The sequence below is a fragment of the Catellatospora tritici genome (genome assembly GCF_019083965.1).
GTDB classification, from domain to species: Bacteria; Actinomycetota; Actinomycetes; order Mycobacteriales; family Micromonosporaceae; genus Catellatospora; species Catellatospora tritici.
The window spans coordinates 301,772-314,469 of the sequence record NZ_JAHRCY010000002.1 but is presented as its reverse complement, the minus strand read 5'-3'; the positions used below and the strand labels follow the sequence as shown (position 1 = coordinate 314,469).

General features: G+C 70.0%; 9 protein-coding genes. 6 read left to right on the top strand and 3 right to left on the bottom strand.

The genetic code is table 11. The features are described from left to right. Positions 1-99: 99 nt before the first annotated feature. Positions 100-2,025, top strand: a complete 1,926-nt coding sequence (locus KUA19_RS05275; RefSeq protein WP_372451767.1) for an ABC transporter ATP-binding protein — start codon at positions 100-102, stop codon at positions 2,023-2,025. Positions 2,026-2,240: 215 nt separating this feature from the next. Continuing rightward, positions 2,241-2,591, top strand: coding sequence for a YciI family protein (locus KUA19_RS05270; RefSeq protein ID WP_217394957.1), 351 nt, complete (start codon positions 2,241-2,243; stop codon positions 2,589-2,591). Between the two features lie 147 nt (positions 2,592-2,738). Here KUA19_RS05270 and KUA19_RS05265 read toward each other — a convergent pair whose 3' ends face one another. Together KUA19_RS05265 and KUA19_RS05260 are read right to left on the bottom strand one after the other, a co-directional pair. Next, complete coding sequence (locus KUA19_RS05265; protein WP_217394956.1) at positions 2,739-3,329, bottom strand: Dps family protein; 591 nt, start codon at positions 3,327-3,329, stop codon at positions 2,739-2,741. 113 nt (positions 3,330-3,442) lie between these two features. After that, complete coding sequence (locus KUA19_RS05260) at positions 3,443-3,934, bottom strand: TspO/MBR family protein (RefSeq protein ID WP_217394955.1); 492 nt, start codon at positions 3,932-3,934, stop codon at positions 3,443-3,445. Between the two features lie 120 nt (positions 3,935-4,054). Here KUA19_RS05260 and KUA19_RS05255 point away from each other — a divergent pair, with 120 nt between their 5' ends. The 3 genes from KUA19_RS05255 to KUA19_RS05245 all read left to right on the top strand — a co-directional run bounded on the left by KUA19_RS05255 (position 4,055) and on the right by KUA19_RS05245 (position 7,298). Then, positions 4,055-4,822, top strand: a complete 768-nt coding sequence (locus tag KUA19_RS05255) for a VOC family protein (protein ID WP_217394954.1) — start codon at positions 4,055-4,057, stop codon at positions 4,820-4,822. Between the two features lie 72 nt (positions 4,823-4,894). After that, positions 4,895-5,740, top strand: a complete 846-nt coding sequence (locus tag KUA19_RS05250; RefSeq protein ID WP_217394953.1) for an NAD-dependent epimerase/dehydratase family protein — start codon at positions 4,895-4,897, stop codon at positions 5,738-5,740. Between the two features lie 142 nt (positions 5,741-5,882). Beyond that, positions 5,883-7,298, top strand: a complete 1,416-nt coding sequence (locus KUA19_RS05245; RefSeq protein WP_217394952.1) for a glycoside hydrolase family 18 protein — start codon at positions 5,883-5,885, stop codon at positions 7,296-7,298. 59 nt (positions 7,299-7,357) lie between these two features. Here the strand turns inward: KUA19_RS05245 and KUA19_RS05240 are convergent, their stop codons facing one another. Beyond that, a complete protein-coding gene (locus KUA19_RS05240; protein WP_217394951.1) occupies positions 7,358-8,422 on the bottom strand; it encodes a hypothetical protein in 1,065 nt (354 codons plus the stop codon). Between the two features lie 294 nt (positions 8,423-8,716). Here KUA19_RS05240 and hrpA point away from each other — a divergent pair, with 294 nt between their 5' ends. Beyond that, positions 8,717-12,661 carry an ATP-dependent RNA helicase HrpA gene (gene hrpA / locus KUA19_RS05235; protein ID WP_217394950.1) on the top strand — a complete coding sequence of 1,315 codons (3,945 nt, stop codon included), beginning with the start codon at positions 8,717-8,719 and terminating at the stop codon, positions 12,659-12,661. Positions 12,662-12,698 lie beyond the last annotated feature (37 nt).

Genomic DNA, 12,698 nt, shown 5'->3' with positions numbered 1-12,698 from the left:
ATCATTCACCACTCTACTGGCTGACAGCAATCGAAATCGCTCGTTGACTGTCGGTCCCGCGCGAAAGACTGGTGGCCCACCGACGAGGGAGGACACCACGTGACCGCGACCGCCACCGGCGCCACCACCTCGACCGAAGACCCCGATTCAGCCCCGCCCGCGTACGAGCCCGCGCTGCCCGAACTCCGTGCCATGTGGTGGGAGACCGGCATGCGCGCCCGCGCCGACGCGGGCCTGTTCGCCGTCTTCACCGAACTGCCCAAGCTGGTCTCCACCGCCGTCGGCATCAGTTGGAACGCCGACCGCACCCGCACTCTGGTCGTCGCCGCGACCACCGTCGCCGCCGGCGCGATGGCCACGTTCGGGCTGCTGGCCACCCAGCGCGTACTGGTCGGACTGTTCTCCGCCGGGCCGACCCCCGACCGGGTCACCGCCGCGCTGCCCGCGCTGATCGCGCTGGCGCTGGCGACCGCGACGCGCGCCGGGCTCGGCATCGCCAGCGGGTACGCCCAGAACGGGCTCACGCCCCGAGTCGACCGGGTGGTGGAGCGCAAGCTGTTCGAGACCACCACCGCCGTCCGCCTCGACGCGTTCGACCAGGACGCCTTCGCCGACGACGTCGAACGGGCCAGCCGGGGCACCGACGCGGCGATGGGCCTGGTGCAGGGCACGATGAACCTGCTCGCGGGCGTGGTGTCGCTGCTCGCGGTCACCGTGGCGGTGATCCTGATCCACCCGCTGCTGCTGCTGGCCCTGCTGGTGGCCACCGTGCCCAACGCGTGGGCGGCGCTCAAGGCCGGGCACCAGCGCTACCAGACGTACGTGGCGGGCTCGGTGCGCCGCCGTCGGCTGTGGATCCTGCACCGGCTGATGGCCGACCGGCAGACCGCCGCCGAGCTGCGCAGCTACGACCTGCGCCAGTTCCTGCTCGGCCAGTACGACCAGGTCATGGAGGTGGAGACGAGAATCCAACTCGACCTGGCCCGCAAGGTCACCACCACCACGACCGTCGGTTCGCTGATCGGCGGCGTCGCCAGCGGCGCCGTGTACGCGCTGCTCGGCTGGCTGCTGCTCACCGGGTCGATCCCGCTGGCCGCCGCGGCGACCTGCGTCGTGGCGCTGCAGGCGGCGTCACGGGCGCTGTCGACGGTCACCATCCACGTGGACCGCCTCTACACCGACGGGCGGCACTTCGGCGACTACACCGCGCTGCTGCGCCGCGCCGCCGACCACCTGCCCGACACCTCCGGCGCGGTCGAGCCGCCCCCGCTGCGCGAGCTGCGCGTGGAGGCGGTCAGCCTGGTCTACCCCGACCGCGACACCCGCGCCGTCGACGCGGTGTCACTGGAGATCAAGGCTGGCCAGACGGTGGCGTTCGTGGGCGAGAACGGATCGGGCAAGTCGACCCTGGCCGCCATGATCGCCGGACTGCGGGTGCCGAGCGGCGGCGTGCTCACCTGGAACGGCGTCCCGCTGGCCGAACTGGACGCGGCCGCGCTGCGCGGGCGGATCGCGGTGGTGACCCAGGACTACCACAAGTGGCCGTTCACCGCGGCCACCAACATCGCGCTGGGCGACATCGCCGGGCTGCCGCGACGGGCGCGGATCGAGACCGCGGCCGAGCGCGCCGCGGCCCACGAGATGATCGTGGCGCTGCCGAACGGGTACGAGACGCTGCTGGACCGCACCTTCGCCCAGGGCCAGGACCTGTCCGGCGGCCAGTGGCAGCGCATCACCGCCGCCCGGGGGTTCCTCCGCGACGCCGAGCTGCTGATCATGGACGAGCCGTCCTCGGCCCTCGACCCCCGCGCCGAGGACGCCCTGTTCCAGGCGCTGCGCGACCGCCAGGGCCACCGCACCACCATCCTCATCACGCACCGCCTGGCCAACGTCCGCCACGCCGACCGAATCTTCGTCATGCACGAGGGCGTCCTCATCGAGTCCGGCACCCACACCGAACTCATGGCCAACCCCGCCCGCTACGCCGAACTCTTCACCCTCCAGGCCGCCGGCTACCAGGCGTGATCGATGCGGAGGCTGCAGTTTCGGGGAAATTGCGGCTATCGAGCCCAAGATTCGTGCACTTTCCCTGAAACTGCACCTATCTGGCGCCAGGTCCGGGCACCTCGACCGGAATCGCGGCCGAATTGGTGGCGCGTGGCGTGTCGATTCCGCGTTCGCCCGTTCGTATAGAGGGTGCGGCGGTCACGGGGGCCGTCACCGAGACGAGGAGGAAGACCATGACGCAGTACCTGCTGAGCATCTACCAGCCGGACGGGGTGATCCCGCCGCCGGAGATGCTGGACCGGGTGATGATCGAGCTGGAAGCGGTCAACGAGGAGATCAGGGCGGCCGGAGCCTGGGTGTTCACCAGCCCGCTGACCCCGGCCAGTGCCGCCACCGTGGTGCGCCACCGCGATGGCGAGACGCTGCTCACCGACGGCCCGTACGCGGAGGGCAAGGAGCACGTCGGCGGCTTCTGGCTGGTCGAGTCGCCGGACCTGGACGCGGCTCTGGGCTGGGCCGACCGCATCGCCCAGGTCACCACGCTGCCGATCGAGGTACGCCCGCTGGCGGGCCGGGCGGGCTGACGGAGACCCGCTCACGGCGGTGCTCCGGGCCGCCCAAGATCGGCTGAGTTGCCTGGCAATCGTGCGTATCTTGAGGTCCCATACCCACGATTGCCCGGCAACTTGCGCCGATCTTGGCGCCCCGCGGGCGGGGTGGGGCGGTGGTGGTCAGGCTTCGGTGAGGGGCGTTTCGACGAGGTGTTCGGCCAGGAACCAGGCCTGCATCTCGCCGGTGCGGATCACGTCCGACACCAGCAGGTCGTTGGTGCCGTCGTCGCCCATCTCGGCGGCGCGCGACGCGGCGTCGTGCGCGGCGATCAGGATCGACTCGTGCGCCTCCAGCAGCCGGGAGATCATCGCCGGGACCTCCTCGACGCCGTCCGGCGGCCGCTTGATCACGGTGATCTCCGCGACGTGGCGCGGGTCGCCGATGGCCACGCCGCCCAGGCTCTGGATGCGTTCGGCGATCGTGTCGATCAGCTCCAGCTGCTCGCCCGCGTGCTTGTCCAGCAGCAGGTGCAGTTGGTAAAAGGTCGGACCGCGCATGAGCCAGTGGTGCTTCTTGTAGAGGCTGTAGAGGATCTGGCTGTCGGCCAGCGTCTGGTTGAGCCGCTCGCACGAGTACATCCGGGCGTCGTGGGACAGTCCGACCGGCAGTTGGCGCACCGTCCCGAACTCCTGGATCTGCACCCCCTTCTGGTGCAGGTTCGGCTGGCTGCCGCCACGGGCGGCGCTCTTGGCCGGAGTCTTCGAAGCCATCGATCGTCTCCTTCTCGTACAAGCCGGAGTCGCTGCCTGCGCACTGCGCTTGAGCAGCGCAGACGTGCCTCATCGGGGGCAGGAACGGCGTGCCGTGTCCGAGTCTGGCAGAGTCAGCCCTGGTTGAGCTGCCAGATGCTGAAGTTGAGCGCGGTCGCGAAAGTCACCCACAGCCAGTACGGCACCAGCAGCCAGGCGGCGGCCGTGGACACTTTCCGGAACGCCAGCACGGTCACGCCGACGGCCACCCACAGCGCCACGATGTCGACCAGCGCCACCCCGCGCTGGCCCGCGCCGAAGAACAGCGGGGTCCAGGCCGCGTTGAGCACCAGCTGGACCGCGTACGGCACCAGCTGGGGTCCCCAGCCCACCGCCCGCCACACCAGCCACCCGGCCAGCGCGATCATCGCGTAGAGCAGGGTCCAGACCGGGCCGAACAGCCACGACGGCGGTGCCCAGCCGGGCCGGGCCAGCGCCGCGTAGTCGTCGGCGGGCTGGGCCACGGCCAGCGCGCCGACCACCGCGACCACCGTCACCGCGGCGACGAATCCCGCCAGGACCCACCACTGTCGCGCCGACGGGTGCCGCACCAGGTTCGCTGTCATACCGGTGGCCTATCCGAGATCAACGACCGGGAAACCCGGTTTGCCCCGATGCGCCGATTCGACCTGCCGATTTTCGCGGATGGCGGCGCACCCGCTCGGGCCGCGGGCGACGATGGCGGCATGAGGTACGCACAGGGCACACCCAACTGGGTCGATCTGGGCAGCACCGACGTCGACGGTTCGGTCGCCTTCTACAGTCGCCTGTTCGGCTGGACCGCCGACGACCTGGGCCCGGAGGCGGGGGGCTACCGGATCTTCCGCAAGGACGGCAGGCAGGTCGCCGGGCTCGGTCCGGCCACCGATCCCGAGCGCGGCTCCTCCTGGTCGACCTACTTCGCCGCCGGCGACGTCGACGACATCGCCCGCAAGGTCGAGGAGCACGGCGGCCAGGTGGTCGCCCCGGCCATGGACGTGATGGACCAGGGCCGGATGGCGGTCTTCCTCGATCCGACCGGCGCGTTCTTCTCCGGTTGGCAGCCGAACCGGCACGAGGGTTTCGAGCTGGCCAACGAGCCCGGCAGCGTCACCTGGAACGAGCTGATGACCTCCGACCTCGACGCGAGCAAGGTGTTCTACCAGGAGGTGTTCGGCCTCGACGAGCGCGACGTGGCGATGGCCGAGGGTATGACGTACACGCTGCTGGAGGTGGACGGCCGGGCCGTCGCGGGGGCGATGCCGATCGATCCGGCCTGGCGGCCGATGTCCTCGCACTGGTCGGTCTACTTCGCCGTGGACGATTGTGACTCGTCGTTCGCGCAGGCCCTGGAGTTGGGCGCGAACAAGGTCATGCCGCCGGAGAACTCGCCCGCGGGCCGGTTCGCGATCCTCAGCGACCCGCAGGGCGCCGGGTTCTCGATCATCCGCAACAACCCGGACTTCAGCATCTGAGCCGCGCTCGGTACGTTGATCCCGGTCGGCCGCCCCGGGTCCGACCGTCGGGTCGAACGAGGTGCGGGCGCGATGACGTTGGTGGCGGTGACCGGAGGCAGCGGCAAGCTGGGCCGGGCGGTGGTGCGCGAGCTGTTGGCGCACGGGTATGACGTGGTCAACCTGGACCTGGCCGCCCCGCGCGAGCAGCTGTGCCCGTACACCCGGATCGACTTCACCGACTACGGGCAGGCGGTCGAGGCGTTCACCGCGATCGACAGCCGCTACCGCAAGGTCGACGCGGTGGTGCACCTGGCCGCGATCCCCGGGCCGGGCGTCACCGGCAACGCGGCGACCTTCGCCAACAACGTGACCGTCAGCTACAACGTGTTCGCCGCCGCGCGCGCCGCGGGCATCCGCAACGTGGTCTGGGCCTCCAGCGAGACGCTGCTCGGGCTGCCGTTCGACACCCCGCCGCCCTACCTGCCGGTCGACGAGGAGTACGAGACCCGCCCCGAGACGGCGTACGCGCTGGCCAAGCGGCTCGACGAGGAGATGGCCGCCCAGTTCTGCCGCTGGGAGCCCGAGCTGAAGATGATCGGGCTGCGTTTCTCCAACGTGATGGAACCCGGCGACTACGCCGCCTTCCCGTCGTACCAGGACGATCCGACGCTGCGCAGCTGGAACCTGTGGTCCTACATCGACTGCCGGGACGGGGCGCAGGCGGCGCGCCTGGCCCTGGAGTACCAGGTGCCGGGGCTGGAGGTGTTCATCATCGCCAACGCGGACTCGGTGATGCACCGGCCGTCGGCGGAGCTGGCCGGAGAACTGTTCCCGCAGGTGCCGTGGAAGCGGCCGGTCGAGAGTACGCAGACGCTGCTGTCGATCGACAAGGCTCGTCGGCTGTTGGGCTACGAACCGCGCTACGGCTGGCGTTGAGCGAATCAGTCGTGATGGGACAGATTTGCCTGCCTGGGATACATGTGGATGGTCGAATCCGGAAGGAAGACTAACTGTTAGGACTCTTGACTGATCGTTGTCGCCGGGAGAAGGTCACCGGGAGGCAACGATGGGAGTTCATATGTTCCGTACTCTGCACCGTCCGGGGCTCGTCGGGGCACTCGCCCTGACCCTGGGGGCTGGCCTGATGGCGGCCGTGCCCGCGCAGGCGGCCGGCAACACCTCGGCCGACAAGGCGCCGAAGAAGGTCATCTCCGCGTACTTCGCCGACTGGGACGTCTACGGCCGGGGCTACTTCGTCAAGGACATCCCCGCCGACAAGCTCAACGTCATCCAGTACGCGTTCGGCCTGCCGACGTTCGACCCCGCCACCGGCGCGGTCGGCTGCGGCGTGCTCGACCCGTGGGCCGACTTCCAGCAGGTCTACTGGGGCCCGGAGAACACCGTGGACGGGGTCGCCGACAGCTACCCCGACCAGCGGCTCTACGGCAACTTCAACCAGCTGCGCAAGCTCAAGGCGGCCAACCCGCACCTGAAGATCGAGATCTCGCTGGGCGGCTGGACCAAGTCGACCTGGTTCGCCTCGGTCGCGGCCACCGCCGAGCGCCGCCAGGCGTTCGTCGCGGCGTGCATCGACACCTTCATCAAGGGCAACCTGCCGACCGGCGGCTGGCCGGAGAACGCCGGTGGTATCGGCGCCGCCGCGGGCCTGTTCGACGGCATCGACCTCGACTGGGAGTACCCGACCCAGAAGGCCGACAGCAACGTGGACTACGGCCCGGCCGACCGCCACAACGCGACGCTGCTGGCCCAGGAGTTCCGCCGCCAGCTCGACGCGCAGGGCGCCGCCGACGGCAAGCACTACCTGCTCACCGCCGCGCTCCCGGCGGCCAAGAGCTCCACGAAGTACTACGAGCTGCGTGAGTTCGCCAAGTCCATGGACTGGGTGAACATCATGACGTACGACTTCAACGTGCCCGGCGGTTCGGTGGCCGGTCCGAGCACGCTGTTCGGCCGGGACCCGCGCGACCCCGAGGCCGACGACCTGACCTGGAACACCAGCGGCACGGTCGCGTGGTACCTGCTCAACGGCGTGCCCGCGAGCAAGATCGTGGTCGGGGTGCCGTTCTACGGCATCCAGTACGTCCGCAACCCCGGCGGCCTGTACGGCCCGTTCGACAACACCGGGCTCGACCCGGAGGCGGCGAACTGGGACGCCAAGCCGCAGCCGTCCTACCACGACCTGGTCGACGTGGCGGGTGTCGTCACCGCCGACGGCGTCGGGCAGGGCGGGTACACCCGCAAGTGGAACCTGTTCGCGGGTGAGCCGTACCTGATCAACCCGGCCGCCGCGCACACGCTGGCCGGTCAGTCCGTCACCGCGCCCACCACGATCGTCTACTCGGACCCGAAGTCGATCGCGGAGCGCACCGCACTGATCAAGCTGCTCGGCCTGCGCGGCGCCATGGCGTGGGAACTCAGCCAGGACTCCAGCGACCACGCGCTGATCAGCGCGCTCGGACCGGTCCTGAACTGAACCGAGACACCCGATCCCGGTCGGTGTGCAGGCCAGACCTGCCCACCGACCGGGATCTCTCATTTCGCGGGCGGTGGCGCCCCGTCCCTGGGGGCGATCGGGGTGGCGACCCGCCACAGCTCCCGGAACCGCGCGATGTTGCGCCGCACCTTGGCCTGGTTGGTGACCAGTTGAGTGCTGGCGATGTTGATGCGGTTGACCTCGTTGACCTGGGTCGACGGTGACGACTGGTAGGTGATCACGTCGTCGAAGATGATGAAGTCGAAGATCGGCGGAATGAACCCGCTGGCCGAGCGGGTCGGATCCAGCGCGCGCACCTCGATGCTCAGGTCGGTGTGCATCCCCAGCACCTGGTGGAACTTCTCGTCGTTCCAGAGGTCCGGCCGGTCGAGCACGAACAACCGGCGCACCCGCACGTTGCGCGCGATCGCCTCCCGCTGCGCCTCCAGGTAGCGCTGGCCGAGGTCGCTCTGCCAGAGGCTGCCGTCGAAGTAGTCCTGGCCGCCGACGTCGAGCGTCGTGCTGATCGCGTCGAGGCTCGTGCTGGCGTGCTTGGTCAGGCCGAGCAGCCAGTCCCGGTCCTCGCCGTCGTAGGTGAGGTCGCCGGCGTCGGCCAGCGTCTTCAGCATCTCCGAGAGGCGCTCGATCTCGGCCTGCGCGAGATCGAACACCAGCGGCGGGTTGGGCCTGATCCGGCGGGCGTTGACGACCAGCGTCGTGATCGCGTCGGTGTTCAGCGCCGAGGCCTCGACCGAACCGTACAGGCGGGTGGCCTCGCTGATCCGTTCGAAGTTGCGGCGGATGCTCGCCTCGCTGTCGGCGGTGTGTCGGCGCAGGTCGTCCGCCATCCGGGTCAGCCGCCCGTCCACCTCGGCGGCGACCAGCGCGAGGTCTGCCTCCACCTCGTCCTCCACCCGGCCGAGACGCCGCTCCACGTCGTAGAGGAACTGGACGACGAAGGCCAGCCCGGCGACGAAGAGGGAGACGCCGAAGCTGAGCACCAGCGGCTCGTTCGCCTTCAGGGCCTCGAACGCCAGCGTGGCCAGAAACGTGATCGAGAAGAGCGCGAGGCTGATGACGATCTTGATCGGCATGCGGACGACGGTCTCTCGCGGATGCGCCATGCTTCTCCCTGCCACTGGGGCCGGGCCCGGTCACCGCTCGGGCCGTCCCTGTCCCACGTGTCCGGCGAACATCCCCACGACCGCCCACGGCGCCGGTCGCGGTCGTCGGCACACCGCACGCGGGTTCATCTCAATCGATTGATTGCACTCCATGGTGTCGGCCGGTGGCAAGAGTTCGCGGCCGGAAACCAACCGAACGTTCATGGGAGGACACTCAACGTAGCGGCGCCGCCGACGGGGGGCGGAAAACCGCTGGTCGGTCTGCCCGGGTGACGGCATATCCTTGCGGGCGTCATGACACCTCAGTCCCGCCCTCCCCAGCCCGCCAGCCCGCTCGTCGAGCTGCGGCGACGCGTCGACCAGCTGATGCCGCAGGACCGGCGCCGGCTCGCCCGGCGCCTCGACGGCGTACGCAAGGTCCGTCCCGGCGAGGCGCTGGACGCCGCCGTGACGCAGATCACCGAGGCGGTGGCGCAGGCGGAGCAGCGGCTCGCGGCGCGCGCCGGGGCGGTGCCGCCGATCACGTACCCGGACGAGTTGCCGGTCAGCCAGAAGCGCGAGGACATCGCCGCGGCGATCCGCGACCACCAGGTCGTGATCGTGGCCGGTGAGACCGGCTCCGGCAAGACCACCCAGCTGCCGAAGATCTGCCTGGAACTGGGCCGGGGCGTGCGCGGCCTGATCGGGCACACCCAGCCCCGACGGCTGGCCGCCCGCACGGTCGCCGAGCGCATCGCCGAGGAGGTCGGGGTGCCGCTGGGCGGCACGGTCGGCTGGAAGGTGCGCTTCACCGACCAGGTCGGCGACCAGACCATGGTCAAGCTGATGACCGACGGCATCCTGCTCGCCGAGATCCAACACGACCGCACTCTGTCGCAGTACGACACGCTGATCATCGACGAGGCGCACGAACGCAGCCTCAACATCGACTTCATCCTCGGCTACCTCAAGCAGCTGCTGCCCAAGCGGCCCGACCTCAAGGTGATCATCACTTCGGCGACCATCGACCCGGAGCGCTTCGCCGCGCACTTCGCCGGGCCGAACGGCCCCGCGCCGATCATCGAGGTCTCCGGCCGCACCTACCCGGTCGAGGTCCGCTACCGGCCGCTGGTGGTCGAGGGCGACGAGGAGGACGGCGACGAGGAGCGCGACCAGATCCAGGCGATCTCCGACGCCGTCGACGAACTGGCCACCGAGAAGCCCGGCGACGTGCTGGTCTTCCTCAGCGGTGAGCGCGAGATCCGCGACACCGCCGAGGCGCTGCGCAAGCGCAACCTGCGCCACACCGAGATCCTGCCGCTGTACGCCCGGCTGTCCACCGCCGAGCAGCACCGGGTCTTCCAACCGCACACCGGTCGGCGCATCGTGCTGGCCACCAACGTCGCCGAGACCTCGCTGACCGTCCCCGGCATCAAGTACGTCATCGACCCCGGCACGGCCCGCATCTCCCGGTACAGCAACCGGTTGAAGGTGCAGCGGCTGCCGATCGAGGCGGTCTCGCAGGCCTCGGCCAACCAGCGCAAGGGCCGCTGCGGACGAACCTCGGACGGCATCTGCGTCCGGCTCTACGACGAGCTCGACTTCGTCAACCGGCCCGAGTTCACCGAGCCGGAGATCCTGCGTACCAACCTGGCCTCGGTCATCCTCCAGATGATCTCGCTGGGGCTGGGCGACATCGCCGCGTTCCCGTTCATCGACCCGCCGGACCGCCGTCACATCGCCGACGGCATGGACCTGCTGCACGAGCTGGGCGCCCTGGAGGCGCCGATGCGTGGCGAACCGGGGCGGCTCACCCCGCTCGGCCGCCGCCTGGCGCAGCTGCCGGTCGACCCACGGCTGGGCCGGATGGTGCTGGAGGCGGAGAAGAGCGGCTGCCTGCGCGAGGTGCTGATCATCACGGCGGCGCTGTCCATCCAGGACCCGCGCGAGCGGCCCGCTGACCGGCAGCAGGCCGCCGCCGAGAAGCATGCCCGCTTCGCCGACGAGGGCTCCTCGGACTTCATGGCGTTCCTCAACCTGTGGAACTACGTACGCGAGCAGCAGCGCGAGCTGTCGTCCAACCAGTTCCGCCGCCTGTGCAAGACCGAGTTCCTGCACTACCTGCGCATCCGCGAATGGCAGGACCTGGAGTCGCAGCTGCGCCAGGTGGCCAAGCAGCTCGGCGCCACGCTCAACACGGTCCCGGCGGAGCCCGCCACCGTGCACCAGGCGCTGCTTTCCGGCCTGCTGTCCCATCTCGGCTTCTACGACGCGGAGAAGCGGGACTTCCTCGGCGCCCGAGGTGCCCGGTTCTCGCTGTTCCCGGGCTCGGCGCTGTTCAAGAAGTCGCCGCGCTGGGTGATGGCGGCCGAGCTGGTCGAGACCTCCCGCCTGTGGGGGCGCGTCGCCGCGAAAATCGAGCCGGAGTGGGCCGAGAGCCTGGCCCCGCACCTGGTCAAGCGCCAGTACAGCGAACCACACTGGGAGAAGAAGCAGGCCGCCGTCGTCGCGTACGAGAAGGTGCTGCTCTACGGCCTGCCCATCGTCGCCAAGCGCAAGGTGAACTTCGGCCGGATCGACCCGGCGCTGTCCCGGGAGCTGTTCATCCGGCACGCGCTGGTCGAGGGCGACTGGGAGACCCACCACGACTTCTTCCACGCCAACCGCGAGTTGCTCGCCGAGGTCGAGGAGCTGGAGCACCGGGTCCGCCGCCGCGACATCCTGGTCGACGACGAGACCCTGTTCTCCTTCTACGACAACCGGCTGCCCGCCGACGTCGTCTCCGGCCAGCACTTCGACACCTGGTGGAAGAAGGCCCGCCACAAGACCCCCGAACTGCTCAGCTTCGAGAAGTCGATGCTGGTCAACGCGGCCGCGGGCGGGGTCGAGGAGGAGGACTACCCGGACGTGTGGCGGCAGGGGCAGTTCGAGCTGCCGCTGACGTACCAGTTCGAGCCGGGTGCCGACGCCGACGGCGTGACCGTGCACATCCCGCTGCCGCTGCTCAACCAGATCAGCCCGGCCGGGTTCGACTGGCAGATCCCCGGCCTGCGGGAGGAGTTGGCGATCGCGCTGGTGCGCTCGCTGCCCAAGGCCGATCGCCGCAACTTCGTGCCCGTGCCCGACTATGTACGCGAGGCGCTGGCCGGGGTGAAGCAGGCCGACGAGCCGCTGGTGGCGGTGCTGGAGCGGCAGCTGCGCGCGATGACCGGCGTGGTGATCCCGCGCGACAGCTGGGAGCCGGACAAGGTGCCCGAGCACCTGAAGATCACCTTCCGGGTGGAGGACGAGCAGGGCAAGACCCTCGCCGAGGGCAAGGACCTGCCCGACCTCAAGCGGCGCCTGCGCGACAAGGCACAGCAGGCGGTGGCGGCGGCCGCCGACGACCTGGAGATGCACGGCCTGACCAACTGGAGCATCGGCCCGCTGTCCCGCACGGTCGAGCGCAAACGCGGCGGGTACGACGTCAAGGGTTACCCGGCGCTGGTCGACGAGGGTGCGACGGTCGGCGTGAAGGTCTTCGACTCGACCGGCGAGCAGTGGAACGCCATGTGGCGCGGCACCCGGCGGCTGGTGCTGCTGGCGGCCCCGCCGCCGCTGAAGTCGATCCAGGGTCGGCTGTCCAACCAGGCCAAACTGGCACTGTCGCGCAACCCGCACGGCGGCGTCACGCCACTGCTGGAGGACGTGGTCACCGCCGCGGTCGACAAGGTGATCATCGAGGCGGGCGGCCCGGCCTGGGACGCCGACGCGTTCGCGAAGCTGGCGGCCAAGGCCCGCGCGGAACTGCCGATGACCATCCTCGAGATCCTGCAGCAGCTCGAACCGATCCTGGCCAGCTGGTACGAGATCGACCGCAAACTCAAGTCGATCACGAATGTGCTGCTGGTGCGTTCGGTCTCCGACATCCGGGCGCAGCTGACCGGGCTGGTCTTCCCCGGCTTCGTGGCCGGGACCGGGCTGCGCCGCCTGTCCGACCTGACCCGCTACCTGCGCGCGATCGAGCAGCGGCTGGCCAAGCTGGCCGAGCAGCCGCAGCGCGACCGCGAGAAGCTGCTGCTGCTCGAAGACGTCCTGCACGAGTACGACCAGGCCAAGGCGTCCACGCGGCCCGGCGCCCCGGGCTGGGACACGGTCGTCGAGGTGCGCTGGATGATCGAGGAGCTGCGGGTGAGCTACTTCGCGCAGACGCTGGGCACGCCGTACCCGGTCTCCGACAAGCGGATCTACCGGGCGCTGGCGACAGTTCCCGCGAGCTGACCGGGTGCGGGCGCCACGCGGCGCCCGCACCCGGACT

Bases quoted from the DNA above. Each gene is read 5' to 3' on its own strand.
- KUA19_RS05245 (WP_217394952.1), top strand. From the start codon at position 5,883: ATGTTCCGTACTCTGCACCGTCCGGGGCTCGTCGGGGCACTCGCCCTG.
- KUA19_RS05265 (WP_217394956.1), bottom strand. From the start codon at position 3,329: ATGGCTTCGAAGACTCCGGCCAAGAGCGCCGCCCGTGGCGGCAGCCAG.
- KUA19_RS05250 (WP_217394953.1), top strand. From the start codon at position 4,895: ATGACGTTGGTGGCGGTGACCGGAGGCAGCGGCAAGCTGGGCCGGGCG.
- hrpA (WP_217394950.1), top strand. From the start codon at position 8,717: ATGACACCTCAGTCCCGCCCTCCCCAGCCCGCCAGCCCGCTCGTCGAG.
- KUA19_RS05255 (WP_217394954.1), top strand. From the start codon at position 4,055: ATGAGGTACGCACAGGGCACACCCAACTGGGTCGATCTGGGCAGCACC.
- KUA19_RS05260 (WP_217394955.1), bottom strand. From the start codon at position 3,934: ATGACAGCGAACCTGGTGCGGCACCCGTCGGCGCGACAGTGGTGGGTC.
- KUA19_RS05240 (WP_217394951.1), bottom strand. From the start codon at position 8,422: ATGGCGCATCCGCGAGAGACCGTCGTCCGCATGCCGATCAAGATCGTC.
- KUA19_RS05270 (WP_217394957.1), top strand. From the start codon at position 2,241: ATGACGCAGTACCTGCTGAGCATCTACCAGCCGGACGGGGTGATCCCG.